The sequence below is a fragment of the Pseudomonas imperatae genome (genome assembly GCF_057128625.1).
The window spans coordinates 22,479-49,026 of record NZ_JBSKHP010000028.1; the positions used below are offsets into that span (position 1 = coordinate 22,479).

At 66.0% G+C, this 26,548-nt stretch carries 24 protein-coding genes; 15 read left to right on the forward strand and 9 right to left on the reverse strand.

What is annotated here, in order from left to right:
* Positions 1–25 precede the first annotated feature (25 nt).
* The gene (locus ACWKWX_RS26830; protein WP_483829365.1) at positions 26–961 is read right to left on the reverse strand and encodes a GlxA family transcriptional regulator; all 936 of its coding nucleotides are present in this window, start codon (positions 959–961) and stop codon (positions 26–28) included.
* A gap of 168 nt (positions 962–1,129) precedes the next feature.
* On the opposite strand from ACWKWX_RS26830, the gene ACWKWX_RS26835 reads away from it, so the two are divergent.
* The 3 genes from ACWKWX_RS26835 (at position 1,130) to ACWKWX_RS26845 (ending at position 4,154) form a co-directional block, all read left to right on the forward strand.
* Complete coding sequence (locus ACWKWX_RS26835) at positions 1,130–1,807, forward strand: type 1 glutamine amidotransferase domain-containing protein (protein WP_416424962.1); 678 nt, start codon at positions 1,130–1,132, stop codon at positions 1,805–1,807.
* Between the two features lie 152 nt (positions 1,808–1,959).
* Complete coding sequence (locus ACWKWX_RS26840) at positions 1,960–3,144, forward strand: aminotransferase class V-fold PLP-dependent enzyme (RefSeq protein WP_483829366.1); 1,185 nt, start codon at positions 1,960–1,962, stop codon at positions 3,142–3,144.
* Between the two features lie 65 nt (positions 3,145–3,209).
* Positions 3,210–4,154, forward strand: a complete 945-nt coding sequence (locus ACWKWX_RS26845; protein WP_483829367.1) for a tetratricopeptide repeat protein — start codon at positions 3,210–3,212, stop codon at positions 4,152–4,154.
* A gap of 11 nt (positions 4,155–4,165) precedes the next feature.
* On the opposite strand, the gene ACWKWX_RS26850 is transcribed toward ACWKWX_RS26845, so the two are convergent.
* Entirely contained in the window at positions 4,166–4,627 is a 462-nt protein-coding gene (locus ACWKWX_RS26850; protein ID WP_416424959.1) for a nuclear transport factor 2 family protein, read from the reverse strand.
* Between the two features lie 54 nt (positions 4,628–4,681).
* On the opposite strand from ACWKWX_RS26850, the gene ACWKWX_RS26855 reads away from it, so the two are divergent.
* On the forward strand, positions 4,682–5,179 hold the full coding sequence (locus ACWKWX_RS26855) for a GNAT family N-acetyltransferase (protein WP_416424958.1): 498 nt from the start codon (positions 4,682–4,684) through the stop codon (positions 5,177–5,179).
* Between the two features lie 33 nt (positions 5,180–5,212).
* Here the strand turns inward: ACWKWX_RS26855 and ACWKWX_RS26860 are convergent, their stop codons facing one another.
* Positions 5,213–5,719: a P-loop NTPase family protein gene (locus ACWKWX_RS26860; protein WP_483829368.1), complete on the reverse strand. Its 507-nt coding sequence runs from the start codon at positions 5,717–5,719 to the stop codon at positions 5,213–5,215.
* A 231-nt stretch (positions 5,720–5,950) separates the two neighbouring features.
* On the opposite strand from ACWKWX_RS26860, the gene ACWKWX_RS26865 reads away from it, so the two are divergent.
* The 3 genes from ACWKWX_RS26865 to ACWKWX_RS26875 all read left to right on the forward strand — a co-directional run bounded on the left by ACWKWX_RS26865 (position 5,951) and on the right by ACWKWX_RS26875 (position 7,943).
* Positions 5,951–6,442 carry a hypothetical protein gene (locus ACWKWX_RS26865; RefSeq protein WP_483829369.1) on the forward strand — a complete coding sequence of 164 codons (492 nt, stop codon included), beginning with the start codon at positions 5,951–5,953 and terminating at the stop codon, positions 6,440–6,442.
* 730 nt (positions 6,443–7,172) lie between these two features.
* Positions 7,173–7,478 carry an NIPSNAP family protein gene (locus ACWKWX_RS26870; RefSeq protein WP_483829370.1) on the forward strand — a complete coding sequence of 102 codons (306 nt, stop codon included), beginning with the start codon at positions 7,173–7,175 and terminating at the stop codon, positions 7,476–7,478.
* Positions 7,479–7,601: 123 nt separating this feature from the next.
* The gene (locus ACWKWX_RS26875; RefSeq protein ID WP_483829371.1) at positions 7,602–7,943 is read left to right on the forward strand and encodes a carboxymuconolactone decarboxylase family protein; all 342 of its coding nucleotides are present in this window, start codon (positions 7,602–7,604) and stop codon (positions 7,941–7,943) included.
* 6 nt (positions 7,944–7,949) lie between these two features.
* Here ACWKWX_RS26875 and ACWKWX_RS26880 read toward each other — a convergent pair whose 3' ends face one another.
* On the reverse strand, positions 7,950–8,837 hold the full coding sequence (locus ACWKWX_RS26880) for a LysR family transcriptional regulator (RefSeq protein WP_483829372.1): 888 nt from the start codon (positions 8,835–8,837) through the stop codon (positions 7,950–7,952).
* Between the two features lie 103 nt (positions 8,838–8,940).
* On the opposite strand from ACWKWX_RS26880, the gene ACWKWX_RS26885 reads away from it, so the two are divergent.
* Positions 8,941–9,930 (forward strand): zinc-dependent alcohol dehydrogenase family protein, encoded by a 990-nt coding sequence (locus ACWKWX_RS26885; RefSeq protein ID WP_483829373.1) that lies wholly within the window; start codon positions 8,941–8,943, stop codon positions 9,928–9,930.
* 3 nt (positions 9,931–9,933) lie between these two features.
* Here ACWKWX_RS26885 and ACWKWX_RS26890 read toward each other — a convergent pair whose 3' ends face one another.
* Positions 9,934–11,469 carry a cryptochrome/photolyase family protein gene (locus tag ACWKWX_RS26890; RefSeq protein WP_483829374.1) on the reverse strand — a complete coding sequence of 512 codons (1,536 nt, stop codon included), beginning with the start codon at positions 11,467–11,469 and terminating at the stop codon, positions 9,934–9,936.
* A 171-nt stretch (positions 11,470–11,640) separates the two neighbouring features.
* Positions 11,641–12,528 carry a LysR family transcriptional regulator gene (locus ACWKWX_RS26895; protein WP_483829375.1) on the reverse strand — a complete coding sequence of 296 codons (888 nt, stop codon included), beginning with the start codon at positions 12,526–12,528 and terminating at the stop codon, positions 11,641–11,643.
* A 134-nt stretch (positions 12,529–12,662) separates the two neighbouring features.
* Here ACWKWX_RS26895 and ACWKWX_RS26900 point away from each other — a divergent pair, with 134 nt between their 5' ends.
* The 3 genes from ACWKWX_RS26900 (at position 12,663) to ACWKWX_RS26910 (ending at position 16,557) form a co-directional block, all read left to right on the forward strand.
* Entirely contained in the window at positions 12,663–14,021 is a 1,359-nt protein-coding gene (locus ACWKWX_RS26900) for an MFS transporter (RefSeq protein ID WP_483829376.1), read from the forward strand.
* Positions 14,022–14,130: 109 nt separating this feature from the next.
* The gene (locus ACWKWX_RS26905; protein ID WP_483829377.1) at positions 14,131–16,332 is read left to right on the forward strand and encodes an OsmC domain/YcaO domain-containing protein; all 2,202 of its coding nucleotides are present in this window, start codon (positions 14,131–14,133) and stop codon (positions 16,330–16,332) included.
* A 15-nt stretch (positions 16,333–16,347) separates the two neighbouring features.
* Positions 16,348–16,557 (forward strand): hypothetical protein, encoded by a 210-nt coding sequence (locus tag ACWKWX_RS26910; RefSeq protein WP_416424949.1) that lies wholly within the window; start codon positions 16,348–16,350, stop codon positions 16,555–16,557.
* Positions 16,558–17,292: 735 nt separating this feature from the next.
* Here ACWKWX_RS26910 and ACWKWX_RS26915 read toward each other — a convergent pair.
* Complete coding sequence (locus ACWKWX_RS26915) at positions 17,293–17,586, reverse strand: DUF3077 domain-containing protein (protein WP_416424948.1); 294 nt, start codon at positions 17,584–17,586, stop codon at positions 17,293–17,295.
* An 863-nt stretch (positions 17,587–18,449) separates the two neighbouring features.
* Between ACWKWX_RS26915 and ACWKWX_RS26920 the strand changes: the two genes are divergently transcribed.
* Positions 18,450–19,565, forward strand: coding sequence for a Gfo/Idh/MocA family protein (locus ACWKWX_RS26920; RefSeq protein WP_483829378.1), 1,116 nt, complete (start codon positions 18,450–18,452; stop codon positions 19,563–19,565).
* A gap of 9 nt (positions 19,566–19,574) precedes the next feature.
* Here the strand turns inward: ACWKWX_RS26920 and ACWKWX_RS26925 are convergent, their stop codons facing one another.
* A complete protein-coding gene (locus ACWKWX_RS26925; protein WP_483829379.1) occupies positions 19,575–20,429 on the reverse strand; it encodes a CAP domain-containing protein in 855 nt (284 codons plus the stop codon).
* A 164-nt stretch (positions 20,430–20,593) separates the two neighbouring features.
* On the opposite strand from ACWKWX_RS26925, the gene ACWKWX_RS26930 reads away from it, so the two are divergent.
* From ACWKWX_RS26930 to katG, 3 genes are all read left to right on the forward strand, one after another.
* Positions 20,594–21,448, forward strand: coding sequence for a sugar phosphate isomerase/epimerase family protein (locus tag ACWKWX_RS26930; protein ID WP_483829380.1), 855 nt, complete (start codon positions 20,594–20,596; stop codon positions 21,446–21,448).
* 108 nt (positions 21,449–21,556) lie between these two features.
* Positions 21,557–22,312 (forward strand): YkgJ family cysteine cluster protein, encoded by a 756-nt coding sequence (locus tag ACWKWX_RS26935; protein ID WP_483829381.1) that lies wholly within the window; start codon positions 21,557–21,559, stop codon positions 22,310–22,312.
* Between the two features lie 222 nt (positions 22,313–22,534).
* Entirely contained in the window at positions 22,535–24,799 is a 2,265-nt protein-coding gene (katG, locus tag ACWKWX_RS26940) for a catalase/peroxidase HPI (RefSeq protein ID WP_473002826.1), read from the forward strand.
* Positions 24,800–24,844: 45 nt separating this feature from the next.
* Here katG and ACWKWX_RS26945 read toward each other — a convergent pair whose 3' ends face one another.
* Positions 24,845–26,020, reverse strand: coding sequence for an AcvB/VirJ family lysyl-phosphatidylglycerol hydrolase (locus ACWKWX_RS26945; protein WP_483829382.1), 1,176 nt, complete (start codon positions 26,018–26,020; stop codon positions 24,845–24,847).
* Positions 26,021–26,548 lie beyond the last annotated feature (528 nt).

Sequence of the window (26,548 nt, forward strand, 5' to 3'; positions counted from 1 at the left end):
CGCTGCTACGGGGGGCACCCAGTGGTTATGGTGTGGCCAGGCGTTTTTGCAACGCTTGCGGCGGCTGGCCGAAGGCGCGCAGGAAGGCCTGGCGCAGCCGTTCGCGGTCGCCGAAGCCGGTCTCCCGGGCAATGACCTCCACCGGGTGGCGGCTGGTTTCCATCAGCGCCCGCGCCGCTTCCACGCGCAACGCCTCGATGGCCTTGGCCGGCGTGCGCCCGGTCTCTTCGCGAAACACCCGGCTGAACTGCCGCGGGCTGAGCCGCGCCACGGCCGCCAGGGCTTCCACCGACAGGTCGTCGCGCAGGTTCTCCCGCGCGTAGGCCAGGGCCAGCTGGATGCGGTCGGAGCGCGGGTCCAGCTCCAGCAGCGCCGACAGCTGCGACTGCTCGCTGCCGCGGCGCTGGGCAATCACCAGCTTGCGCGCCACCTGGCGGGCCAGGTCGTGGCCCAGGTCGCTTTCCACCAGGGCCAGCGCCACGTCGAGGCTGGCGCTCATGCCGGCGCAGGTCCACAGGTTGCCATCCACCACGTACAGGCGGTCTTCTTCCAGGTGCAGGTGGGGGTAGCGCTTGCGCAGGGTAGGGGCGTGCAGCCAGTGGGTGGTGATGCGCTTGTCGTCCAGCAGCCCGGCCTCGGCCAGCACGAAGACGCCCATGCACAGCGACACCACGCGCCGCGAATGCACCGACGCAGCCTTCACCAGCGCCGGCAGGCTGGCCTCGGGCAGGCGGAAGTCCAGATAGCCGCTGACGATCAGCGTGTCGTAGCCCTCGGCGCGCATGGGCGTAGTATTCACCGAGAATCCCTGGGAGCTCATGACCGCGCCGCCGTGCTCCGACACCAGGTGAAAGGCGTAGGCCGGCTCGCCGCGCAGCAGGTTCGCGCACTCGAACACCGAGCCGATGGACAGGCTCAGCGGCTGGAAATTGGGGTAAACCACAAGGGCGACGCTGTGCATGGGCCGGCTTCCGGGAGGGCGGGGCAAAGGCCTGATTGTCGGCCGCAGGGCACGGACTGGCAACGGCTTTGTCAGATGTCCGGAATCCTTGCGGATACGACATTGTGAGTGTCATCCGCCCGCCCTACCATTCACTTCAACAGCTCCCCACCTTGCGAGGCTACGGCAATGAACGTACTGATGGTATTGACCTCCCATGACCAGCTCGGCAACACCGGGCGCAAGACCGGCTTCTGGCTGGAAGAATTCGCCGCTCCCTATTACGCCTTCAAGGACGCCGGCGCCCACGTGGTGCTGGCCTCGCCGGCCGGAGGCCAGCCGCCGCTGGACCCGAAAAGCGACGAGCCGGACTTCCAGACCGCGCTCACCCAGCGCTTCAAGGCCGACCCCGCCGCCCAGCAGGCGCTGGCTAGCACCGTGAAGCTGGACAGCGTCAAGGCCGGCGACTTCGACGCGGTGTTCTACCCCGGCGGCCACGGCCCGCTGTGGGACCTGGCGGAGTCGCCGGTGTCCATTGCCCTGATCGAAGCCTTCGAGCGCGCCGGCAAGCCGATTTCCTTCGTCTGCCACGCGCCGGGCGTGCTGCGCCACGTCAAGGCCGCCGATGGCCAGCCGCTGGTCAAGGGCCGTCGCGTCAGCGGTTTCACCAACTCGGAAGAAGAGGGCGTGGGCCTGACCGACGTGGTGCCGTTCCTGGTCGAAGACGAGTTCAAGGCCCTGGGCGCCCTGTATGAGAAAGGCCCGGACTGGCAGCCCTTCGTCATCGAGGACGGCCTGCTGATCACCGGCCAGAACCCGGCCAGCTCCGAAGCCGTGGCCCACGCGCTGCTCAAGCGTTTGGCCTGACAGGACGCGGCCTGCGGCCGCTGCTACACCTGTAGCAGCGGCCGCAAGGCCGCGTCACGGCCCACCCCGATCCATCAGGTATACTCCTTGCGCCTTCCCCCTGGCCCCGTAGCAGCTGCCGCCAGGCGGCGTCCGCCTTTCAAGGAGATCCCATGCCCACCCCGTTTGAACTGGCCAGCGACGAGGCCTTCTGGGCCGACATCGCCCGCCGTTACCCCCGCGACCCGCAGGTGATCAACCTCGACAATGGCTACTTCGGCCGCATGAGCCAGGGTGTCGTCGAGGCCTACAAGCAGGCCATCGACCAGGTCAACTGCAGCAACGCGGTGCACGTGCGCGAGCTGTTCGACACCCGTGAAAGCCTGGCCATCCGCCAGCAGCTGGCCGAGCTGATGGGCCTGCCTGCCGGCGAGCTGGCGTTCGCCCGCAGCGCCTCCGAAGCGCTGTTCTCGCTGATTCGCAACTACAACCGCCTGCAACCGGGCGACCAGGTGCTGATCAGCGACCTGGACTACCACGCGGTGCAGGATGCCTTCCGCTGGCTGGCCAAGGCGCGTGGCGTGGAGGTGATCGAGATCCGCCACGCGCACCCCGCCAGCCACGACGCCCTGGTAAGTGCCTACACCGACGCCTTCGTCGCCCACCCGCGCCTGAAGCTGATGGCGCTGACCCACGTTACCCACCGCACCGGGCTGATCATGCCGGTCAAGGCCATCGCCCAAGCGGCCAGGGCGCAGGGTATCGACGTGGTGTTCGATGGCGCGCACTCCCTCGGCCAGCTGGAGGTCGACCTGGTCGACATTGGCATCGACTTCGCCGGCTTCAACCTGCAGAAATGGATCGGCGCGCCCCTGAGCCTTGGCGTGATCCACGTGCGCCGCGAACGCCTGCAGGCCTTCGACCCGGACATGGGCAGCCAAAGCTACCCGGCCGACGACATCCGCTGCCTGTCGCCCTACGGCACCCCCAACGTGCCGGCGCTGATGGCCCTGCCCGAGGTGTTCGCCGAGCATGCCGCCATCGGCGGCTGGGCGGTGAAGGGCGCACGCCTGCGCTACCTGCGCGACCTGTGGGTGGGCGAGGCGCGGCAACTGCCGAACCTCGAGGTGCTGACCCCGGATGACCCGCGGCTGTACTGCGGCATCACCTCGCTGCGCTTCACCCAGGCGGCCGATCAAGGGGCCATGGCCGCGCGGCTGCTGAACGAATTCGGTATCTTTACCGTGGCCCGCAGCGGCTCGGCGTGCGGGCCGTGCATTCGCGTCACGCCGGGGCTCAATACCAGCGTGGCGGATATCCAGGCGTTGGTAGCGGCGCTGAAGCAGTTGGCTGGCTGATCACCCCCCCCATGGAAAGGACCACCATGCGCATTATCCGCTTTGAAACCTTAATGGCGTTGCCAATGTTGTTGATGATGCTGTGCTGCCAGGCGGCGCCCTTGGCCACCAGCGACCAGGCCCAGGCACTGTTTGCAGCAGAGCATTATCAGGCAGCGATCGAGGAGGCCGACCGCGTGTTGGCGATAGACCCGGCCGACAGCGAGGCGCTGAATATCAAGGCCCGCGCGGTGTCCGTGCTGGGCGATGACCGCAGCGCCATACGCCTCGTCACCCAGGCACTTGAGGCGGCCGGCAAAACCGGCCGGGCATCCGTCGTCCAGGAGGCAACCTACTGGAACAACCTCGGTTATTTCAATGAGCGTCAGCGCAACTTCGACTACGCGCTGGACTGCTATCAGAAGTCCTTGAAGATGCGCTTGGCCGCCCTGGGGGCCAACGATCTGCAGACCGCCGACAGCTACAACAACCTGGGTACCACCCTGAGCAAGCTGGGGCGCAATGCCGAGGCGTTCGCCAACCTGCGCAAAAGCCTGGCCTTGCGCCAACGCTTGCTGGGTGAGCACGACGCTACCGTCGCCGTCGCCCTGAACAACCTGGGCAACGCCTATGCCCAGCAGGGCGATTACCGCTCGGCCCTGCCATTGTTCCAGCAGGCGCTGGATATCGACATGGCCTTGCACGGCCCCTCGCACCCCACGGTTGCGATTCGCTGGAACAACATGGGTGACGCCTACCGTGGGCTCGGCCAGTATGACCAGGCCGAAGTGTTCCTGAGCAAGGCGCTGGCCAGCGACCTGGCGACCTTCGGGGAAAACCACCCCAAGGTAATATTGCGCTACAGCAACCTGGCACGGGTCTACGAGGCGCAAGGCGACCGGTCCAAGGCCAGCGCGGCCTACACCAAGGCCCTACAGATCGTGCGGCAGGTCGACCCCGACGATGCGGGGCAGATCCATTACCTTCAGGGCCGGCTGCAGGCCCTGCAACACAGCCCCAACCCGGTGTAGCAGCGGCGGGTTCAGAACATGGTGTTGTCGTTCGCCGCATGTTCCGGCACGGCCTGGATCACGTCCCAATGCTCGACGATCTGGCCATCCTTCACGCGGAAGATGTTGACGATGGCCCGCCCGCGGTCATCCGGCCCGCTTTGCGAGTGGTTGTGCAGCCACACAAGGTCGCCGTCCACCGCGCTGCGCAGGATGCGCGAGCTGGCGTGGGGGTACTGCTTGAAGTAACCGGTGAAATAGTTCACGAAGGGCGCCTTGCCGTCCGGCACCTGCGGGTTGTGTTGCTTGTATTGCGGGGCAACCACCGCCGACGCCTCGGCCACCTGGTGCTGGTTGAAGAAGCGGTTGTAGAAGTCCACCACCAGCGCGCGGTTCTGCTCGGCGCTGTTCTGGGGTGCGGCATAGGCGGCAGGCGCTGCCAAGGCGGTGAGCGATAGGGCAAGATAGAGCGTTGCGAAGCGGGGGCGGGTCATGGCGGCAGGTTTCCAATTGGTCGTGAGTATTCATTGAAGCAGGAGCAAGGCGTGATGACGTGCCCGTTTGAGATTACAAGCGTGCGCAGCGCGGACATTCCCGCCGCGCTGGACTTCGTGCTGGCGGCGCGCGAGCAGATGTTCCCCAAGCTGCGCGACAGCGCCATGCCCGACGACCTGGCGGCGTTCGAGGCGGTCTATGTCAACGGGGCAGGGCGGTTCCTGCTGGCCCGTGACCAGGGGCGTATCGTCGGCGTCATCGGCTACCTGCCGTACGACCGCCGTTTCCCCACGCTGGATTACCCGGGACAGCAGGTGGTGGAGGTGGTACGCCTGTTCGTGCTGCCGCCGTACCGCCGGGTCGGCCTGGCCAGGGCCTTGTACGCCGAGCTGCAGCAGGCCGCCCGGCAAGCTGGCGTGCAGGTGATGTACCTGCACACCCATCCCTTCCTCGCCGGGGCGGTAGACTTCTGGCAGCGCCAGGGGTTCGAGCTGGTGAGCGTGGACCCGGATCCGGTGTGGCAAACCACTCACATGCATCTGCCGCTGTAGCAGCGGCGGGGCGGCCATCCGCCGAAGGCCGCGTCAGCGCCCAAGCAACGCGCCCATCTGCTTACGGCCGCGCACGTGCATCACCGGCACCTGCGGCCCGTTTGCCAGGCGCGCGGCCTCGATGCCTGGGCGGTAGCCGCTGTCGAACCCCCACACATAACGCAGGAACGTCACGAACTCGCGGTCGAACCGCTGCGGGCAGCCTGGTGCCATGTCCAGTCGTGGGCGTTTGCTCAGGCTGCGCCGCAGCACCCGGTACAGGCAGAGCCACCGCGGGGTGTCCAGCCAGATCACCAGGTCAGCCCTGGGCAGGCGCAGGTCGAAGGTGCGTCGCGGGTAGTTGCCCTCGCACACCCAGCCGTTCGGCGTAACGGCCTCGCGTACCTGGGCGCGAAACGCCTCGGCGTCGGGTTCTTTCCAGCCGGGTTGCCAGAACAGCGAGTCCAGGTGAATCACGGGCAGGCCAAGCTGTTGGCCAAGGGCGCGAGCCAGGGTAGATTTGCCGCTGCCGGCGTTGCCCAGGATGACAATCCGTTGCATGAAGGCTTCCAGTCAAAAAGGGGCGTAGATAGTGCGCGGTTGTGGTGACGGATTGAAGACCGATAGTTGACTTTTTGAACCAGGGTGCTTCGATGACTTTTTCGAGGTGCACTTGGCTAATGGCAAGGGGCTGCAAATGCGGGGGCTTGAGGCGAGGATGTTCGATTACGAGACAGAAGTACCTTGGACTGGCAATGAATCGTTGGATACGCCTGGTTCAGGAACGGCGCCGTGACCTCACCTTACTCAAGACTGCTCGACGTCATGCCCGCTGGCGTGCTGCACGGTTTCATTTCGGCCTTCATCGTGATCCTGGCCATCACCCTGATCGGAACCGATGAGCCACGTGATTTCCCCTTGGAGACAGCGGACGGTGTGGTGGCCAGGTACGAGGCGGGGCGGGGCAGCGATTCGATATGGCTGCGAACGACCGGCCCGGAGGACCGACAACTGAGGTTTTTCCCGCAGCGCAGCGCGCTGTTGGGTCATTGGGCAGATTACGAAGGCAAGGCGCTGCGCTTTGAACACTACGGTGGGTATATTGCCAATTGCTGGTTGGGCACCACCCAGGTGTGTTTCTCGAAATGCCGCAGCGACCTGCAGTGCAAGCAGGACCAGGACGTACGGGAACCCCGGCTGTTGCGGTGGGTCTGCGCGGTGATGGCGGCGACCTACGCAGCGGTGTACGTGTGGGCCGTCCACCTGCGCCGCCGCCCGTCGTAGCAGCAACTGTCTTGAAACCGCGTTGCCTGCATCGCGACTAAAGTCGGCTCCTACGCCGTGCGTGGTAGGAGCCGGCCTTGGCCGCGATGCAGGCGACGCGATCGGCGGGCTGCACGCCCCCCCCCCTGTAGCAGCGGCCGCAGGCCGCGTCCAGCCTCACCGCAGTATGCCGGGAAAAGCGCGGCGCCCTGGACGCGGCCTGCGGCGGATGGCCGCCCCGCCGCTGCTACAGAAAGCGAGCGTCGTGCGTGGTAGGAGCCGGCCTTGGCCGCGATGCAGGGAAAGGCAATCGGCGGGGTGCGCGCGTCCCCCGTAGCAGCTGCCGAAGGCGGCGTCCAGGCTCACCGCAGTATGCCGGGGAAAGCGCGGCGCCCTGGACGCGGCCTTCGGCCGCTGCTACAGAAAGCGAGCGTCGTGCGTGGTAGGAGCCGGCCTTGGCCGCGATGCAGGCAAACGCAATCGGCGGGGTGCGCGCGTCCCCCGTAGCAGCTGCCGAAGGCGGCGTCCAGGCTCACCGCAGTATGCCGGGAAAAGCGCGGCGCCCTGGACGCGGCCTGCGGCGGATGGCCGCCCCGCCGCTGCTACAGAAACCGCGTCGTGTGCATCGTGATCGGCGGGCTGCGCGCGTCCCCGTAGCAGCTGCCGCAGGCGGCGTCCGAGGCCCGACGCGGCCTGGTGGCCGCTGCTACGGGGGCGGGTACAATGGCGGTTTACTCAAGGGACTGTTGCCATGATCACCTGCCACGTCAAATACGTCATCGACCCCTACCAGCTCGCCGCGTTCGAGCGCTACTCGCGGCAATGGATCGGCCTGGTGACCCGCCTGGGCGGCCAGCACCACGGTTATTTCCTGCCGGCCGAAGGCGCGAACAACATCGCCTATTGCCTGTTCAGCTTCCCCAGCCTTGCCGATTACGAGCGCTACCGCCACGCGGCGGCCGAGGACGCGGAGTGCGTGAGGCTGGTGGAAGAGGCGACCGAGCTCAAGTTTATCCTGAGCTATGAGCGCAGCTTCTTGCGGCCGGTGCTTGAGTGACGCAGTGCGCGCCTGCGACGCCTGGACAATAAATCGGACCACTGGGACAAGACCGTACCCAGCAGCAGGTAGACACTGAGGTGCTCGCGGCGCAACCCCGCGCCGACCTCAGGAGATACCACCATGTTCAGCCATTGGCCAGACCTGCTCGGCACTGTCAAAAAATCCTTTGGTGCCCTGTCGCAATCCAACCCCAAGATGGTCAAGGCCTACATGGCCCTTGGCGACGCCGCGGCGGAAAACAACGTGCTGGACGCCAAGACCCGCGAGCTGATTGCCCTGGCGGTGGCCATCACCACGCGCTGCGACGGTTGTATCGGCAGCCACTCGGCAGCAGCCATTGCCGCCGGGGCTACCCGCGAAGAGGTTGCCGCGGCCCTGGCCACGGCGATTTCCCTGAATGCCGGCGCGGCGTATATCTATTCGCTGCACGCGCTGGAGGCGTATGACGCGCTGAAGCAATGACGGCGCTCAATACTCCCTGAACGCCGCCGTGGCGAAGTCCAGGAAGCTGCGCAGCTTGGGCGTCAGCTGCCGGTCCGGGGCGTACAGCAGGTGCATTGGCGAGGCGGGGGCCTGGTATTGCGGCAGCAGCGCCAACAGGGTGCCATCGCGCAGGGCATCGCGTACCAGCTCCTGGGGTTGCAGCACCACGCCCAGGCCGGCGATGGCGGCGGCCAGCAGCGGGTCGCCCTGATTGATGGTCAATCTGCTTGTAATCGGCACATCGATCAGGCCTTCCGGGCCTTCGAAACTCCAGTGCGAGCGGCCATCGGCGAAGGCGAAGCCCAGGCATTCGTGCTGTTGCAGGTCCCAGGGGCTGGTCAAGGCCGGGCGCCGCCCCAGGTACGAGGGGGCGGCGCACAGCACCAGCCGGTACGGCGCCAGGGGGATGGCCTTGAGGCTGCTGTCGGGCAGCTCACCGATGCGGAACACGGCGTCGTAGCCGCCGTCCACCAGGTCGACTATGTCGTTGTCCAGGGCCAGGTCCACGGCCACCTGCGGGTAGCGCACCATGTATTCGAGCAGGCGCGGCGACAGGCTGCGCATGCCGAAGGTCACCGGCGCATTGATGCGCAGGCGCCCGCTGGGCACGCCACGGGTCACCGCCGCCAGGTTTTCCGCGGCCTCCATGTCGGCCAGGATCAGCTTGGCCCGCTGGTAGAAGGCCCGGCCGAAGTCGGTGACGCTCTGCCGCCGGGTGGTGCGGCTGAGCAGCGACACCCCCAGGTGTTCTTCCAGCAGTTTCACCTGTTTGCCCACCAGCTGCGGCGACAGCTTGAGCTCGTCCGCGGCGGCGCTGAAGGAGCCCAGCTCCACGGCCTTGACGAAGGTGGCCATTTGGGTCAAGCGGTCCATTCCAAACCTTTTGTTTCTAGTGTCGGCCTATCCTAGGCCTTTATCCCGCTGCCACCAACCACTAGATTGGCGGCCATGTCACCCATCATCTGGAGTTAAGCCCATGGCACGCATTGTCAGGATTCATCAATACGGCGACGCCAGCGTCCTCGCCCTGGAAGCACTGGACGTCCCGGCGCCGGCGGCGGACGAGGTGCAGATCAACGTCAAGGCCATCGGCCTGAACCGCGCGGAAGTGATGTTCCGCAACCACGCTTATTTACAGGAAGCCGAGTTTCCCTCGCGCCTGGGCTACGAGGCGGCCGGCGTTGTCGCCGCGGTGGGCAGCGCCGTAACCGACGTGGCCGTGGGCGACGCGGTCAGCCTGATTCCGCCGCTGGACATCGCCCGCTGGGGCACCTACGGCGAGGTGGCCAACGTGCCGGCGTACCTGGTGGTGAAGCACCCGGCCACCCTCAGCTTCGAGCAGGCGGCCGCGTCGTGGATGCAGTACGTCACCGCCTGGGGCGCGCTGATCGAGCAGGCAAACCTGCAGCGCGGCGACACCGTGCTGGTGACCGCCGCCTCCAGCAGCGTCGGCCTGGCCGCCCTGCAAATCGCGCGCAGGGTCGGCGCCACGGCGGTGGCCATCACCCGCACCCGCGCCAAGGCCCAGGCGCTGCTGGACGCCGGCGCGGCCCAGGTGATTGTCAGCGATGAAGAAGACATCGTCACGCGGGTCATGGCCCTGACCGGCGGCGAGGGCGCCCGTGTGGTGTTCGACCCCATCGGCGGCCCCGGTTTCGAGGCGCTGACCCAGAGCATGGCCCGCGGCGGCATCCTCCTCGAATACGGTGCCCTGAGCCCCGAGCCGACGCCGTTCCCGCTGTTCACCGTGCTGGGCAAGAGCCTGACGCTCAAGGGTTACCTGTACGCGGAAATTGTCAGCGACCCGGCGGCGCTGGCCCGCGCCAAGGCCTTTATCCTCGCCGGGCTGGCATCGGGTGAGCTGGCGCCGATCATCGCCAAGACCTTCACCCTGGACGAGATCCAGCAGGCGCACCGTTACCTGGAAGCCAACCAGCAGGTGGGCAAGGTGGTCGTCAGCGTTTAAACCCTACAGCTGCTGGCCGGCATCCAGCCGGGCCAGCAGCGTCTGCCCGCGGTCCCACAGCGCCAGCTGTTTCTCCTCGGTCATCCGCGCCAGGTTCTTGTAGACCATGGCCATGCGTGGGTTGTGGCCCAGGCGGTCGCGGTGGCGGATCACGAAATGCCAGTACAGCGCGTTGAACGGGCAGGCGTCCTCGGTGGTGCTCTCGCTGACCTTGTACGCGCAGTCGCCGCAGTAGTTGGACATGCGCTTGATGTACTGGCCGCTGGCGCAGTAGGGCTTGGAGCCAAGGTAGCCGCCGTCGGCGTGCATCACCATGCCCAGGGTGTTGGGCAGCTCCACCCATTCGAACGCGTCCATGTAGATGGCCAGGTACCACTCGCAGATCTCGCTGGGGGTGATGCCCGCCAGCAGGGCGAAGTTGCCGGTGACCATCAGCCGCTGGATATGGTGGGCGTAGGCGTGGGTGAGGCTCTGGCCGATGGCCTGGCGCATGCAGTGCATGCGGGTGTCGGCAGTCCAGTAGAACTCGGGCAGCGGGCGGCTGTTGCCGAACAGGTTGCCCTGGGCGTACTCGGGCATCTGCAGCCAGTACACGCCACGCACGTATTCGCGCCAGCCGATCAACTGGCGAATGAAACCCTCGGCGGCGTTCAGCGGCACGCTGCCGGCCCAGTAGGCGGCTTCGACGTCGCTGCACAGCTGGCGCAGATCGAGCAGGCCGATGTTCAGCGCCGCGCTGATGCGCGCGTGGAACAGGTACGGCTCATTGCTGGCCATGGCGTCCTGGTAGTCGCCGAACGCGGCCAGGCCAAAGTCGAGGAAGTGCGCCCACAGCGCCTGCGCCTCGGCGTGGGTCACCGGGTAGTCGAAGCTGGCCAGGCTGCCGTAATGGCTGGCGAAGCGCCGCGCCACCAGGCTGATCACCTCTTCGGTGATGGCGTCGCGGGGCACGTGCAGCGGGTAGGGCGCCACCACCTTTTTCGGCAGCGGCTTGCGGTTGTCCTCGTCGAAATTCCACGCGCCGCCCACCGGGCTGCCGTCGCCGTTGAGCAGCAGCCGGCTCTTGCGGCGCATCTCGCGGTAAAAGAATTCCATGCGCAGCTGCTGCTTGCCCTTGGCCCAGCGGCGGAACTCGTCGCGGCTGCACAGGAAGCGGCTGTCGCTGTGCCAGTGAATGGGCAGGCCGCAGTCACGCATCGACTGTTCCAGGCGCCAGTCGCCGCATTCGGTGACGTGCACCTCGGCGGCCTGGGTCAGCGCCTGCCAGCGCAGCAGTTCGCCGGGTATCGAGCCGCTGTTGTCGGGGGCTTCCAGGTGCACGTACTGCACCGTGAAACCGCGCTGGCGCAAGGCGTCGGCGAAGTGGCGCATGGCGCTGAACACCAGGGCGATTTTCTGCGGGTGGTGGGGGACGTGGGTGGCTTCCTCCATGACTTCCACCAGCAGGATGCAGTCGTGCCGGGGGGCGATGCCCTGCAGCGAGGGCAGGTCGAAGGACAGCTGGTCGCCCAGTACCAGGCAGAGGCGGCGGGTGGTCATGGGGGTGGTCGCTGGTTGAAAACTTATACCAATATAGGTTTTTGTATAAGTCCTGTATAGCGCGCATTCCGTAGCAGCGGCCGCCAGGCCGCGTCACGGGCAGCGCGTTGTGCCTGGCGCACCGCAGGTGCAAGACGCAGCCTGGCGGCAGCTGCTACAGGGGGAGGGGTGTCAGGGATTGGCGAAGTAGGTTGCGGCCATGCGCAGGAACGGCCCCACCGCCGGGTTGGCGTTGTCGCGGCGGACCACCATGTACACCTCGGCGTGGGGCTGGGTGCCTTGCAGCGGCCGGAACTGCAGGTGCCCCAGGTACAGCTCGCGCGCCGCCGCCGGCACGATGGCCAGGCCCAGGCCGGCTTTCACCAGGCCCAGGATCGAGTGGGTCTGGCCCAGGAAGTAGCGGTAGTCGGGGCACACCCCGGCCAGGCTGAACAGCCCGGCAATGCGGTCGTAGAAATAGCCGCCTTCGTCCTGGGAATACATCACGAACGGATGGCGGTCGAGGTCGCCGAGGGCGATCTCGGCCTGGACCGCCAACGGGTGGCGTTCGGGCAGCGCCACCAGCAGCGGCTCCTGGCTGATCAGTTGGTAGTCGATACCGGGGCGGGCGGCGGCGCGGCGCACGAAGCCGATGTCAATCATGCCGGCTTCCAGCGCCTCCATCTGCGCGCCGGAGACCATCTCGCGCAGGTCCACGCCAACGTTGGGCAGCACTTGGGTGGCGTGCTCCAGCAACTGCGGGATCAGCCGGTAGCCGCTCACCGCGGTGAAGCCCAGCAGCAGCTGGCCCAGCTCGCCGTGCTCCAGGCGCCGGGCGCTGTCGGCGGCCTGCTCGGTGTAGGCCAGCACATGGCGGGCGTCGCGCAAAAAGTGCTGGCCGGCGGTGGTCAACCTGACCTGGCGGTTGCCACGGTCGAACAGGGTCACCCCCAGCGAGCGCTCCAGCAGCTGGATCTGCCGGCTCAGCGGCGGCTGGGTCATGAACAGGCGCTGGGCCGCCCGACCAAAGTGCAGCTCCTCGGCCACCATGACGAAACAACGCAGTTGGTGCAGTTCCACGATTCAATTCTTGTATGGGTCGATTCAGTCTCTATGTTAGACGCGCATCGATGAATTTCCTACCCTGAAGCCACCCCGTTCCTACCGCTCTATTCCAACAATAAAGCTTCCCACCGAGGAGGCCGGAGAGACCCATGAACGTCAAGACCGCTTCGTTGGCAACCCCCATTGCCGAGGCCAGGGTGGGCCGCCGCCGCTTCGTCATCCTCTCGCTGATCTTCATCGTCACCGTGCTCAACTACGCCGACCGCGCCACCATGTCCATCGCCGGCACCGGCGTGGTCAAGGACCTGGGCCTGGACCCGGTGATGCTGGGCATGATCTTCTCCGCGTTCGCCTGGGCCTACGCCCTGGGGCAGATTCCCGGCGGCTGGCTGCTGGACAAGTTCGGCGCGCGCCGGGTGTACGGCTGCAGCCTGTTGCTGTGGTCGCTGTTCACCATGATGCAGGGCACCGTGGGCTGGTTCGGCGTGGTCGGTTCCAGCGCCGCCATCACCCTGTTCGGCATGCGCTTCATGCTGGGCCTGGTGGAATCACCGGCGTTCCCGGCCAACAACCGCATCGTCTCCTGCTGGTTCCCCACCAGTGAGCGCGGCACCGCCTCGGCGCTGTTCAACTCGGCGCAGTACATGGCCGTGGTGGTGTTCGCGCCGCTGATGGCCTGGCTGACCCACGCCCTGGGCTGGGAGCACGTGTTTTTGTGGATGGGCGCGCTGGGCCTGGTGGCCACGGTGTGCTGGTTCCTGCTGTACCGCGAGCCCCACAGCGACCCGCACCTGAGCCGCGCCGAGCTGGACTACATGCGCGAAGGCGGCGCGCTGGTGGACCTGGAAGCCACGCGCAAGGCCAGCAAGCCGAAGTTCACCTTCGCCGAAGTGGCGCAGCTGTTCACCAACCGCACCCTGTGGGCCATCTACCTGGGCCAGTACTGCATCACCGCGCTGACGTATTTCTTCATCACCTGGTTTCCCATCTACCTGATCAAGGGCCGCGGCCTGACCATCATGGAAGCCGGCTGGGTGGCGGCGTTGCCGGCCATCTGCGGCTTCTCCGGCGGCGTGCTGGGCGGGGTGGTGTCGGACTACCTGATCCGCCGCGGCATGCACCCTTCCACCGCGCGCAAGACGCCGTTCGTGATCGGCATGACCCTGGCCGCCAGCCTGGTGTCGGCCAACTTCGTCGACGCCAACTGGCTGGTGATCGCGCTGATGGCCCTGGCCTTCTTCGGCAAGGGCCTGGCGGCGGTGGGCTGGGCGGTGCTGTCGGACACCGCGCCCAAGGGCATGGTCGGCCTGAGCGGCGGGGTGTTCAACGGCATCGGCAACATCGCCGGCATCGTCACCCCGGTGGTGATCGGCTTCGTGGTGGCGTCCACCGGCTCGTTCGACAAGGCCCTGTGGTTCGTGGCGGCCCACGGCGTGCTGGGTATCTTCGCCTACGTGGTGCTGGCCGGGCGCTTCGAGCGGGTGGAGATCCGCCCGCCGCAGGCGTGACGAAAAAGCGATGAAGCGGGGCGGGGGAGGGGGATTGGCCAAGACTTTTGGCGTGGAACACCGGATAATGCGGGCCATATTGTATCGCTCGTAATTATGGTAATTCCGCATGGAAATCAAGGTCAACTTTCTCGACAACCTCCGTCTCGAAGCCAAGTTCGATGACTTCACGGTGGTGGCCGACCAACCCATCCGCTACAAGGGCGACGGCTCGGCCCCCGGCCCGTTCGACTACTTCCTGGCGTCGTCGGCGTTGTGCGCGGCCTATTTCGTGAAGTTGTACTGCGAAACCCGCAACATCCCCACCGACAACATTCGCCTGTCGCAGAACAACATTGTCGACCCGGAAAACCGCTACAACCAGATCTTCAAGATCCAGGTCGAGCTGCCCGCCGACATCTCCGCCAAGGACCGCCAGGGCATCCTGCGTTCCATCGACCGCTGCACGGTGAAGAAGGTGGTGCAGACCGGCCCCGAGTTCATCATCGAGGAAGTCGAGAACCTCGACGCCGACGCCCAGGCCCTGCTGATGCTGGACGCCGCGGCGCAGACCAGCACCTACATCGCCGGCAAGGACCTGCCGCTGGAGCAGACCATCGCCAACATGTCCGGCATCCTCGCCGGCCTGGGCATGAAGATCGAAATCGCCTCGTGGCGCAACATCGTGCCCAACGTCTGGTCGCTGCACATCCGCGACGCGCAGTCGCCGCTGTGCTTCACCAACGGCAAGGGCGCCACCAAGGAAAGCGCGCTGGCCTCGGCCCTGGGCGAGTTCATCGAGCGCCTGAACTGCAACTTCTTCTACAACGACCAGTTCTGGGGCCAGGACATCGCCAACGCGCCGTTCGTGCATTACCCCAACGAGCGCTGGTTCCAGCCCGGCCGCAAGGACGCGCTGCCCAAGGAAATCCTCGACGAGCACTGCCTGGCCATCTACAACGCCGACGGTGAGCTGCGCGGCTCGCACCTGTACGACACCAACTCGGGCAACATCGAGCGCGGCATCTGCTCGCTGCCGTACGTGCGCCAGTCGGACGGTGAGACGGTGTACTTCCCGTCCAACCTGATCGAGAACCTGTTCCTGAGCAACGGCATGAGCGCCGGCAACACCCTGGCCGAAGCCCAGGTGCAGTGCCTGTCGGAGATCTTCGAACGCGCGGTGAAACGCGAGATCCTCGAAGGCGAGCTGGCGCTGCCGGACGTGCCCCAGGAGGTGCTGGCCAAGTACCCGGGCATCGTCGCCGGCATCGAGGGCCTCGAGGCCCAGGGCTTCCCGGTGCTGGTCAAGGACGCGTCCCTGGGCGGTGAATTCCCGGTGATGTGCGTGACCCTGATGAACCCGCGCACCGGCGGCGTCTTCGCCTCCTTCGGCGCCCACCCAAGCCTGGAAGTGGCGGTGGAGCGCAGCCTCACCGAACTGCTGCAAGGCCGCAGCTTCGAAGGCCTGAACGACCTGCCGCAGCCGACCTTCGAAAGCCACGCGGTGATGGAGCCGAACAACTTCGTTGAGCATTTCATTGACTCGAGCGGCGTGGTGTCGTGGCGCTTCTTCAGCGCCAAGTCCGACTTCGAGTTCGTCGAGTGGGACTTCTCCGGCCAGGGCGAGAACTCCAACGAGGAAGAGGCCGCCACCCTGTTCGGCATCCTCGAAGGCCTGGGCAAGGAAGTGTACATGGCCGTCTACGACGACCTGGGTGCCACCGCCTGCCGCATCCTGGTGCCCGGTTATTCCGAGATCTACCCGGTGGAAGACCTGATCTGGGACAACACCAACAAGGCGCTGTTCTTCCGCGAAGACATCCTCAACCTGCACCAGCAGGATGACGACGGCCTGCGCGACCTGGTGGGGCTGCTGGAAGAAAGCGAGCTGGATGACTACACCGACATCAAGACCCTGATCGGCATCGAATTCGATGAAAACACCGCCTGGGGCCAGCTGACCATCCTGGAACTGAAGCTGCTGATCCACCTGGCGCTGAAGAACTTCGAAGAAGCCAAGGAACTGGTGGAAACCTTCCTGCAGTTCAACGACAACACCGTCGAGCGCGGGCTGTTCTACCAGGCCGTGAACGTGGTGCTGGAAGTGGAGATGGACAGCGACCTGGCGCTGGAAGACTACGAAGTGAACTTCCGTCGCATGTTCGGCAACGAGCGCATGGACGCGGTCATCGGCACGGTCAACGGCAGCGTGCGCTTCCATGGCCTGGCCCCCACCAACATGCAGCTCGAAGGCCTGGACCGTCACCTGCGCCTGGTGGAAAGCTACAAGAAACTGCACGCGGCGCGCGCCAAAGCCGCCGGCATTCTGTAAAGACAAGGAAATACCGTGAAGCAACGCATCGTCGAAGAAATCGCCCAGCACCGTCGTGATGGCGAAAAAGTGGTAGAGCTGCACCTGTGGTCCAAGGCCGCCGCCGACGCGGTCACCAAGGCCAAGGAATACGTGGACGGCGAGTTCATGGGCATCCCCGTGCAGCTGCCCCAGGATGGCGTGAACATCCCGGGCATGGACTTCATCGTCATCGTCGAGGGGTGATGCGGCCCGTAGCAGCTGCCGCAGGCTGCGTCGCTGGCAACGCCGCCCCATCAGGCCATGGCACGTTTCAACAGATGTAGCAGCAACTGTCTTGTGGGAGCTGGCTTGCCAGCGAGCTTTTAGGCCCCAACAGCTCGCTGGCAAGCCAGCTCCCACAGGATGTAGCAGCTGCCGCAGGCTGCGTCGCGCCGCGCGGGCGGCGCTCGATCTCGAGCGCGCCGCCTAACCCAAGACAAGCGCCCGCAGGCCACCCCGCAATCCGCGTAGCCGCTGCCGCCAGGCGGCGCTGGCCCTGGCGTGCGCTGGAGATTTCCGGTGTACACGAGGCCCGACGCAGCCTGCGGCAGCTGCTACGCCTATACCGCGTTACGGAGCGTCGCGGTCGTGAACGGCCCAGGCCCGCCTTGGGAAGGGGCAACCCAGGCAGAGCAAATCAGATTGGTCCTACACAGGGGACTACAGAAGATGAGGGCCTTGTGCCAAAGGCTGGCAACGCCGACCCATCAGGCCATGGCACGGTGCAACAAACGTGGGAGGGGGTTCTACCCCCGAAGCGCCGCGCGGGCGGCGCTCGATCGCCAGCGCGCCGCCTAACCCAAGACAAGCGCCTGCAAGCCACCCCGCAACCCGCGTAGCCGCTGCCGCCAGACTGCGCTGGCCCTGGCGTGCGCTGGAGATTTCCGGTGTACACAAGGCCCAGCGCAGCCTGGCGGCAGCGGCTACGTTCATACCGCGTTACCGAGCGCTGCGTTCGTGCTCGGCCAAGCCATTGATCAGCGCATCTGCAAGACCTTTCGCCGTTTCAATCTGATGCAACGCCGACCACACGAGCCCTCGTTGTGGCAAGTCGCTGTCGGTGAGTTCGTAAGCGGCTTCGTGCGCGGATTTGAGCAACTGGGAGATTTGCACCAAGGTGTCTTCCAGCGAGATGCCAGCGCGTACGAGGTAGAAGGGTTGGTCCTGGGCGTCGCACGCGCCGAAAGGGGTAGCGGTGGTGGTGGGCAAGCGGCTGGGGATTTCGAAATTCATGTCATTTCCTATTCCATCATGGATAAACCCCTCGCTACCAAACGAAAGGAGGTGGCAATACGCAGGTTGGTAGACCGGGGAAATGATCCGGCGCACGCGAACGTGCCCTACGCATGCCACCATAACGGGGCGCTGCGTAATTTCCTTCGGGCTACCACACCCGGCTGCTGAGGATTCAACAACCGGCGCAGATTAGTACCGCTGCCCGGGGCCCACAACCTTACCCGAGCAAATCAGAATCGTCCTACGCTTGGTCCTACAGACGTATGTCAAAACAATACGGTTCCGGGCAGCAACGGTGGCAACGTCGATCCAGCGGGCTCAGCTTGGGACGGTGCAAAAATGTAGCACCGGCCATCAGGCCGGGTCGCGCCGCGCGGGCGGCGCTCGATCGCCAGCGCGCCGCCTAACCCAAGACAAGCACCTGCAAGCCACCCCACAACCCGCGTAGCCGCTGCCGCCAGGCTGCGCTGGCCCTGGCGTGCGCTGGAGATTTCCCGTGTACACAAGGCCCAGCGCAGCCTGGCGGCAGCGGCTACGCGGATTGTTGTGGATCTGATGGGTATATCGGATGATCGCGTGATGGCTCTGGGGTGCATGCCTTGAGGCTTCTGGCGCACTTGAGATCGAGCGCCGCCCGCGCGGCGCTTCGGGGGTAGAACCCCCTCCCACGTTTGTTGCACCGTGCCATGGCCTGACAGATAGGCGTTGCCAGCCTTTGTTTGATTGCCTGATGGGTTGGTGTTGCCAGCCTGGGTTGCATGCCAAGGGAATGGGTTTAAAAATAAAAATTCTGTCCTTGATTAAACAGAATTTATATTCCATAACTAGCTCATCCCAAAAACAACAACAGGCACCCCTTCATGCGCGAACTCGGCATCGGTCTCATTGGCACAGGCTTCATGGGGCGTGCCCACGCCCTGGCGTTTCGCAATGTCAGCGCAGCGTTCGAGCTGCCCGTTTCCCTGCGCCTGGCGGCGCTGGCCGACGCCGACCCGCAGCGGGCCAGCCAGTGCGCGCAGGCCTGGGGCTTTGCCACGGCGCACAGCGACTGGCAAAAGCTGATCGATGACCCGGCGGTGAACGTCGTTGCCATCACCACCCCCAACCACTTGCATTTCCCCATGGCCATGGCCGCGCTGGCAGCAGGCAAGGCGGTGTATTGCGAAAAGCCGCTGGCGGTCAGCCTGGAGCAGGCCGAGCAGATGCACCAGGCCGCCAAGGCTGCCGGGGTGGTGACGCGGGTGGGCTACAACTATCAGCACAACCCCATGATCGAGTGGGCGCGGCAGATGGTGCGCGACGGCGAGCTGGGGCAGATCATCAGCTTCGACGGCGAGTTCTGCGAAGACTTCATGGCCGACGGCCAATCTCCCTGGTCATGGCGCTGTGAGGCGCAGCACGCCGGCGGCGCGCTGGCCGACCTGGGCAGCCACCTGCTGGCCATGGCTCGCTACCTGATCGGTGACGTGCAGGCAGTGTGCGCCGACAGCCAGACCGTGCACCGCCAGCGCCCGGTGCAGGCCGGCAGCGCTGAACTCAAGCCCATCGTCGTCGATGACCATACCCAGGCCTTGTTGCGCTTCGCCAACGGCGCGCGCGGCACGGTCAGCAGTAGCTGGCTCAAGCACGGCTACAAGAACCACCTCAGTTTCGAAATCAGCGGCACCCTGGGCACCCTGAAGTTCGACCAGGAACGCCTGAATGAACTGCAACTGTGCCGCGCCGGCCAGGCCGGTTTCCAGCGGCTGCTGGCAGGCCCGGCGCTGCCAGGCTACGCGGCGTTCAGCCCGGCGCCTGGCCATCAGTTGGGTTACAACGAACTCAAGACCCTGGAAGTGCACGCGCTGATCATGGCGCTGGCCGGGGAAGGGCAGGTGGGCACCGACTTCGCCGAGGCGCTGGCGGTGGAGCGCCTGGCCGCCGCCATTCGCGTGGCGGCCCGTGAACAGCGCTGGGTGCAGGTGCAGTCGGTATAGCGCCAGGCGTTATTGCTGGCTGCCGAACATCCCGGTCCAGTAGATACCCGCGTCGCTCTTAGGGTCGGTGGCATAGGCGGCGCCCAGGTCACGGAACTGCGGGTTCATCAGGTTGGCGCAGTGGCCCGGGCTGGCCAGCCAGCCGGCCACCACCTTGCGCACGCTGTCCTGGCCGGCGGCGATGTTCTCGCCCAGCGCCTGGGCGCTGTAGCCGGCCAGCTCGGCGCGGTCGCCGGGGGTGTGGCCGTCGCGGTCCAGGTGGTCGAAGTAGTTGCGGTTGGCCATGTCCTGGGCGTGCGCCTGGGCCGCGCCGGCCAGGGTGGCGTTCCAGGCCAGGGGCGGCGCCGGGTTGAACGCCTGGGCGCCGCAGGTATGGGCCTGGGCGCGGGCGCTGTTGATCTGCGCCAGCAGCTTCTGGCCCTCGGCGGGCGAGTCGCCCAGGCCGCCGGCCAGCAACGGCCGCGCCACCACGATGCGCCAGTCGCGACCCTCGTGGCTCACGCCAATGTCGATGAACTGCGGGTCGAGCACTACCTTGCAGAAGCTTTCCTGCACCGCCGCCATGGCCGCTGGCGCGTCGCGCGGGCCCGACAGGCTGATGGCCTGCACGCTGACCATGGGGTAGCCGGCGCGGGCCATGGCGTCGCGCAGGTCGCCGCCGCCGCTGGCAGGCAGTATCAGCCGCGGGTCCTGGTTCAGGGGCGGCAGCTCATGGGACGCCTGGCCGTCGCAACGTTGCACCTGGCCACGAAACTGGTTGATCGAGTCCATGAGCAGCGACTCGTCACTGGCAGCGGCGTGGGCAGCCAGCGTCAGGCCCAGGGACAGGGTGGCCAGGCGCAGGGCAGGTGACAAAGCGGGCATGGTGTTCTCCATGGTCAAGCAGCAATAGACGATTCTAGCGTAACCGCAAGTCGAGACTGAGTGGTCGTTTACCGCACATTTTTAAACAAAGAATGAAGAAGGAAATTGGAATTTAATTCCACTTTGGCGCATGTTCAGTGTCCAGAACAATAAGGAGCGCCCTGATGAAAGTCGCCATCGATTCCTACTGCTATCACCGTTTCTTCGGCGAAGTCTATCCAGACCTCGAAACCGACCCCGGGGTTCGCATGAACCTCGCAGATTTCATTCAGCGCGCGCAAAACCACAATGTACAAGGGGTTTCCATCGAGTCGTTCATGCTGACCGACGCCTCGCCCCAAACGCTGGCCAGCCTGGCCGGGCAACTGCAGGACGCCGGGCAGGAGCTGGTCTGGGCCTGGGGCCACCCCCATGGCCTGGGCTCGGGCAGCCGCCCCGAAGCATTGGCCGACCTCAAGGCCCACGTCGATATCGCCCGCACCCTGGGCGCGCGCGTGATGCGCATCTGCGCCGGCGGGCGGCGCACCCGGCCAGCCTCGTGGGCCGAGCACAAGGCCGGCTTGATCCCGCTGCTCGAAGCCGCGGCCGATTACGCCGGGGCGCGAGGCGTGACCCTGGCCATGGAAAATCACGTCGACCTGCACGCGCCGGAAATCCTGGAACTGCTGGCCGCCGTGGCCAACCCGGCCCTGGGCGTGTGCCTGGACACCGCCAACAACCTGCGCCTGTTCGACGACCCGCAGCGGGTGGTCGAGCAACTGGCGCCCCACGCCAAGGCCACCCACCTCAAGGACATCTGCGCCTGGCGCGGCAGCCCGCGGGAGTTCGGCTTCTGGCCTAGCGTGCCGTTGGGGCAGGGGTTGATCGACATCCCACGGACCCTGGCGGTGCTGCGCGACCACGGCTTCGAGGGCCTGCTGGCGCTGGAGCTGGATTTCCTCCACCCCGACCATGGCCCGGAGGAAGCGGCCATCACCCGCAGCCTGGCCTACCTGCGCGAGGCGCTGGCCAGGCTGTAGGCGCGACCGATGAAACCACCTCAGCAATGCATAAAGGGAGTTTCATTAACGCAATCGTGTCGGGTGTGTATGCTTTTCGACACAGTTGTCTGGATCGTGCCCGCCTGTATGACCTTGCTTGCCCCACCCCCTGTACACCCGCCCTTCCACTGTGTGGGGTGTGGCGCCTGCTGCAAGGGCCGCTTCATTCCCCTGACCCTGGACGAGGCCCGCCACTGGCTGCGCCGCGGCCATGACGTGGCGGTGCTGCTGGAAGCGTTCGAGCAGGGCACCTGGCCGCAGTCGGCCGAGGCCTACGCCTACAACGTGCGCCGCGCAACGCCGGTCGAATGTGGCGGCCAGACCCTGCAGGTGACGGCGATTTTCGCCGGCCGGGCCATCCCGCGCTGCCCCAACCTGCGCGAGGACGACCTGTGCGGCATCTACGCCGAGCGCCCGCAGGTGTGCCGCATCTACCCCATGGAGATCAACCCGTTCATTGAGCTGCGCACCGGCGACAAGGCCTGCCCGCCACAGGCCTGGGCACCGGAACGCCTGCTGGCCACTGACGGCGACGCCGAGCTGAACCGCGCCATCGAGCATTCGCGCCAGGCCGACCGCGCCGACGCGGCGCGCAAGGTCGCCGCTTGTGTGGCGCTGGGCCTGACCACGGCGGCCTGGAAGGGCAATGGCCTGGCCATTTATTTCCCCGCCCGCGAGGCGCTGCAGGGTGCCCTTGATGCGCTGGATACCCCGGCCACGGTAGCCGCGACGGCCAGCTGGCAGGTGCGTGCGCAGGCGCCCCAGTTGCGCGCACGGTTGACCGGCATGGGCGTCGCCCTGGATGACCGCGAAACGGTCGATTACCTGTTCCACCCGGTGTGAGAGCGCGGCTCTATCGCCCCCCAAGACCCAGGCTATTAGCCCTAACGCCCACACCCGTCTAGGCTGTCTCTACCGCCGTCGCCCGTCGACCGGCCGGAACCTGATAGGGAGATAATAATGAGCCAGGTGGCCCCGCCAACCCGTTGATCGTCAGCGCTTTTCCCATTCACCTGGCCAGCACCTCATGTCATTGATTTACATCGACAATAAGGTAAAGCAATCATGGCAAACGAATCGAAATGCCCGTTCAACCATGCCGCCGGCGGCGGCACCACCAACCGTGACTGGTGGCCCAACCAGCTGAACCTGAAAATCCTCCACCAGCACACCGTCAAATCCGACCCCATGGGCGATGGCTTCGACTACGCCAAAGAGTTCAAGAGCCTGGACTTCGCCGCGGTGAAGCAGGACCTGCTGGCGGTGATGACCCATTCCCAGGAGTGGTGGCCGGCCGACTTCGGCCACTACGGCCCGCTGTTCATCCGCATGGCCTGGCACAGCGCCGGCACCTACCGCACCGGTGACGGCCGCGGCGGTGCAGGGGCCGGGCAGCAACGCTTCGCACCGCTCAACAGCTGGCCCGACAACGTCAGCCTGGACAAGGCCCGGCGGCTGATCTGGCCGGTGAAACAGAAGTACGGGCGCAAGATCTCCTGGGCCGACCTGATCGTGCTTACCGGCAACGTCGCCCTCGAATCCATGGGCTTCAAGACCTTCGGCTTCTCCGGCGGCCGTGCCGACGTGTGGGAACCGGACGAGGACGTGTACTGGGGCAATGAAAAAACCTGGCTGGGCGGCGACGTGCGCTACGGCAACGAACAGCAGAAAGCCCAGCCGCCCGGCGACGGCACCCTGGTGGCCGAGCCTGACCTGCACGGCAGCGAAAGTAGCCGCACCGACGGCGGCCGCCACCTGGAAAACCCCCTGGCCGCGGTGCAGATGGGCCTGATCTACGTCAACCCCGAAGGCCCGGACGGGCAGCCTGACCCGGTCAAGTCGGGGCTGGACATTCGCGAGACCTTCGGCCGCATGGCCATGAACGACGAGGAAACCGTGGCGCTGATCGCCGGTGGCCACGCCTTCGGCAAGACCCACGGCGCCGGCCCCGCCGACAACGTCGGGCCAGAGCCCGAAGCCGCCGGCCTGGAAGAGCAGGGCCTGGGCTGGCGCAACAGTTTCCGCAGCGGCAAGGGCGGCGACGCCATCACCAGCGGCCTGGAAGTGACCTGGACCTCCACCCCCACCAAGTGGAGCAACGAATACCTGGAGAACCTCTTCGGCTTCGAGTGGGAGCTGACCAAAAGCCCGGCCGGCGCCCACCAGTGGACGCCGAAAAACGGCGCTGGCGCCGGCAAGATCCCCGACGCCCACGACCCGAGCAAACGCCGTGCGCCGACCATGCTGACCTCGGACCTGGCGCTGCGCTTCGACCCTGTCTACGAACCCATCGCCCGCCGTTTCCTGGCCAACCCCGACCAGCTGAGCGACGCCTTCGCCCGTGCCTGGTTCAAGCTCACCCACCGCGACATGGGCCCGCTGGCCCGCTACCTGGGCCCGGAAACGCCCAGCGAAGAGTTGCTGTGGCAAGACCCGCTGCCAGCTGTTAACCACGCGCTGGTCGACGACAACGACGTGGCCGCACTGAAAGCCAAGGTGCTGGCCTCGGGCCTGAGCGTTGCACAGCTGGTGTCCACCGCCTGGGCGGCGGCGTCCACCTTCCGCGGTTCGGACAAACGCGGCGGCGCCAACGGCGGCCGCCTGCGCCTGGCGCCGCAAAAGGACTGGGAAGCCAACCAGCCGCAGCAGCTGGCCAAGGTGCTGGGCACCCTGGAAGGTATCCAGCGTGACTTCAACAGCGCGGCGGCGGGGGGCAAGCAGGTATCCCTGGCCGACCTGATCGTGCTGGCCGGCAACGCCGGTGTCGAGCAGGCGGCGAAAAACGCCGGCCACAGCGTCACCGTGCCGTTCCGGCCGGGCCGCGTGGACGCGTCCCAGGCGCAGACCGACGTCGAATCGTTCGGCTTCCTGGAGCCCATCGCCGATGGCTTCCGCAACTACCTCAAAGGCAAATACCGGGTATCGGCCGAGCACCTGCTGGTAGACAAGGCGCAACTGCTGACCCTCACCGGCCCCGAACTGACCGTGCTGCTGGGCGGCCTGCGGGTGCTGGGCGCCAACGTCGGCGAGAGCAAGCACGGGGTCTTCACCCAGCGGCCGGGGACGTTGACCAACGACTTCTTCGTCAACCTGCTGGACATGGGCGTGGAGTGGCGGCCGCTGTCGGCCGACAACGACACCTTCGAGGCCCGCGACCGCAAGACCGGCGCGGTGAAATGGACCGGCACCCGGGTTGACCTGGTGTTCGGCTCCCACGCGCAGCTGCGCGCCTACGCGGAAGTCTACGGCAGCGCGGATGCGCAGCAGCAGTTCGTCGGCGACTTCGTGGCGGCCTGGGACAAGGTCATGAACCTCGACCGGTTCGACTGACGGTGCAGCGCTGCGACGGCTCCCACGGAGCCGTCGCAGCGCGGTTCATGGGCGGTTGATAACGCCCAGCAGTTTCCCCGAGACGGTCTCGTAATCGTCGTTGAAATGATGGTTGCCGGCGAACGCCATCACATTGCCGACGATACTGGTGTCGGTGCAGCCGCTCTTGCGGCTTTCGTCCGTGCCGTACAGGCAGGTGACCTTGTCGGCGGGCAGTTTGGCTATTTCAGGGCCGGTGGCATATCGGCCGACGTCCTTGCCCATGATGCCTTCTATGTGAATTTCAAAGTTGGTCTGGCGCGCCAGCGACAGCAGGATAATGTTGCCCACGGCCTCCTGGTCGGCAACCGGCAGGCGGTTATACAGGGCCGGCATCACATCGGCGCCAAACGAATAACCAATCAGCACGAAACGCTTGATGCCCCAGGCCTGGCGATAATGCTGCATGATTTCCGCCAGGTCCGTGGCCGCCAGTTCGGCGGGCTTGGTGTCCCAGAAGTACTCCAGGCTGTCGACGCCCACCACCGAGATGCCGCTATCGCCAAACTTCTCCGAGACGTATTTGTCCAGCCCGCGCCAACCCCCATCCCCCGAGTAGAAGATGGCCAAGGTGCCGCTTGGCGTGTGTGCCGGCAGCTCGATCAGCGGGAAGCGCTTGAAGTCCTTGCCCTGCACCACGCCCAGCAGCTTGCGCAGGGTGTCGAGGGTGGCCGCCGAGGCGGTGGTGCCATCGACGTCGAGGGCAATGGTGGTCACGCCTTCCTGTTGGGCGGGCGCCTGCCAGGCTTGCGCCAGCGCCCCCAGCTCGTTGATGCCGATGACCACCTTGAGATCGGCCGCGAACGGCTGCAACTGCTTGGCAAATTCGGCGCTGGAGGCCTGGCCGCCAGCCGTGGGCAAGTGCAACTCGACGATGTTGGCGGTGGCATCGAAGCTCAGCTTTCTCAATGCCTTTGCGTCAAGTTCCAGGCCTGTGGGCGTGGCGATGACGATCGTCTTCGACGCACCTTTTGCCGCAAAGCGGGTGAGCGTAGCGGCGTTCCCCAGGTCCTGTTGGGTGACGACCGGCAACAGCTGCGGGCGCAGCGCCCTGCGCGCCTTGCGTTCCGCCACGCAGTGGGTGTGGATCATGGGTGTTGCGACCAGCGTGACGATAAAGAGGGTGAGGCTGATCATCGCTCGGTATTTGTTCTTGCGCGACGACAGTATTCCAATGCTCATGGTACGAAGTGCTCGGGGCAATGCTGTTTGCTGGAATTATTATCAGGTAGGCATATGGGTTATGGGGCAGGCGTGATCACCCTCGACGCGGTTGGTTCGAGGGCGGCAAAGATGGCACAGGTAATGGCTAAAAGCCATTAGCTTGCTTGGTATTCCCCGGCTCGTCTTGTGACCGCAGCTACGCTTCCTTTTCCCTCCCCAGACGCCGCGATCAACGCGTTGCGCGCACCCCTGTAGCAGCTGCCGCAGGCGGCGTCGGGGCCCTACGCGGTGTGCCAGGTGACGCGGCCTGCGGCCGCTGCTACGCAACCGCCGCGCTCAGCGGGTTGCGCGCCCCTGTAGCAGCCGCCGCAGGCGGCGTCCGGGCCCTACGCGGTGTGCCAGGTGACGCGGCCTGTGGCCGCTGCTACGCAACCGCCGCGCTCAGCGGGTTGCGCACGAGGTGACGACAGGCCGGCGGTATTGGTCCTGATACGCACCCACCACCCCCCGCGCACCACGCGGCCTCGCCGCGTAACCCATCTACGT

Coding starts and splice junctions, on each gene's coding strand:
- ACWKWX_RS26890 (WP_483829374.1), bottom strand. CDS start 11,469: ATGACCACCCGCCGCCTCTGCCTGGTACTGGGCGACCAGCTGTCCTTC.
- ACWKWX_RS26945 (WP_483829382.1), bottom strand. CDS start 26,020: ATGAGCATTGGAATACTGTCGTCGCGCAAGAACAAATACCGAGCGATG.
- ACWKWX_RS26925 (WP_483829379.1), bottom strand. CDS start 20,429: ATGCCCGCTTTGTCACCTGCCCTGCGCCTGGCCACCCTGTCCCTGGGC.
- katG (WP_473002826.1), top strand. CDS start 22,535: ATGGCAAACGAATCGAAATGCCCGTTCAACCATGCCGCCGGCGGCGGC.
- ACWKWX_RS26875 (WP_483829371.1), top strand. CDS start 7,602: ATGTTCAGCCATTGGCCAGACCTGCTCGGCACTGTCAAAAAATCCTTT.
- ACWKWX_RS26835 (WP_416424962.1), top strand. CDS start 1,130: ATGAACGTACTGATGGTATTGACCTCCCATGACCAGCTCGGCAACACC.
- ACWKWX_RS26905 (WP_483829377.1), top strand. CDS start 14,131: ATGGAAATCAAGGTCAACTTTCTCGACAACCTCCGTCTCGAAGCCAAG.
- ACWKWX_RS26850 (WP_416424959.1), bottom strand. CDS start 4,627: ATGACCCGCCCCCGCTTCGCAACGCTCTATCTTGCCCTATCGCTCACC.
- ACWKWX_RS26860 (WP_483829368.1), bottom strand. CDS start 5,719: ATGCAACGGATTGTCATCCTGGGCAACGCCGGCAGCGGCAAATCTACC.
- ACWKWX_RS26840 (WP_483829366.1), top strand. CDS start 1,960: ATGCCCACCCCGTTTGAACTGGCCAGCGACGAGGCCTTCTGGGCCGAC.
- ACWKWX_RS26920 (WP_483829378.1), top strand. CDS start 18,450: ATGCGCGAACTCGGCATCGGTCTCATTGGCACAGGCTTCATGGGGCGT.
- ACWKWX_RS26855 (WP_416424958.1), top strand. CDS start 4,682: ATGACGTGCCCGTTTGAGATTACAAGCGTGCGCAGCGCGGACATTCCC.
- ACWKWX_RS26870 (WP_483829370.1), top strand. CDS start 7,173: ATGATCACCTGCCACGTCAAATACGTCATCGACCCCTACCAGCTCGCC.
- ACWKWX_RS26915 (WP_416424948.1), bottom strand. CDS start 17,586: ATGAATTTCGAAATCCCCAGCCGCTTGCCCACCACCACCGCTACCCCT.
- ACWKWX_RS26830 (WP_483829365.1), bottom strand. CDS start 961: ATGCACAGCGTCGCCCTTGTGGTTTACCCCAATTTCCAGCCGCTGAGC.
- ACWKWX_RS26880 (WP_483829372.1), bottom strand. CDS start 8,837: ATGGACCGCTTGACCCAAATGGCCACCTTCGTCAAGGCCGTGGAGCTG.
- ACWKWX_RS26885 (WP_483829373.1), top strand. CDS start 8,941: ATGGCACGCATTGTCAGGATTCATCAATACGGCGACGCCAGCGTCCTC.
- ACWKWX_RS26845 (WP_483829367.1), top strand. CDS start 3,210: ATGTTGTTGATGATGCTGTGCTGCCAGGCGGCGCCCTTGGCCACCAGC.
- ACWKWX_RS26930 (WP_483829380.1), top strand. CDS start 20,594: ATGAAAGTCGCCATCGATTCCTACTGCTATCACCGTTTCTTCGGCGAA.
- ACWKWX_RS26935 (WP_483829381.1), top strand. CDS start 21,557: ATGACCTTGCTTGCCCCACCCCCTGTACACCCGCCCTTCCACTGTGTG.
- ACWKWX_RS26900 (WP_483829376.1), top strand. CDS start 12,663: ATGAACGTCAAGACCGCTTCGTTGGCAACCCCCATTGCCGAGGCCAGG.